Source organism: Streptococcus suis (assembly GCF_002964575.1).
Classification (GTDB): Bacteria; Bacillota; Bacilli; order Lactobacillales; family Streptococcaceae; genus Streptococcus; species Streptococcus suis_R.
Window position 1 is genome coordinate 1 of the sequence record NZ_POQQ01000003.1, and the last position, 326, is coordinate 326.

Annotated in this window: 1 pseudogene; it reads left to right on the forward strand. The window is 36.8% G+C overall.

The features are described from left to right. Positions 1-20 precede the first annotated feature (20 nt). Positions 21-326, forward strand: a pseudogene (locus tag C1E58_RS00360) (plasmid recombination protein); the annotation flags it as partial.

The following is a 326-nucleotide window of genomic DNA, read 5'->3' on the forward strand; positions in this document are numbered from 1 at the left end:
TCCGATCTACGAGTACCAAGATGACAAGTATCAAACACAATAACCGAGATTTGACAGAAGAGGAGTATTTGGAAGTTCAATACCAGCATATTGATCAAAGCAAATCTGGAGACAATATTTATATCAAACAGGAAAATCTAAAAGAGGTTTATCAGACCTTGTTTGGTAAATCCTTAGCAGAATACAATGCCAAACAAAAACGAAAAGACCGAATGATTAGTGATTACTATCAGCACGTCAAAAAATCTAAGACCCTGGACTTGCAACGTGAGTTCATTGTAGGCATTGGAAATAAACAAGATTGGGATAGATTGAAACCAGGAGGG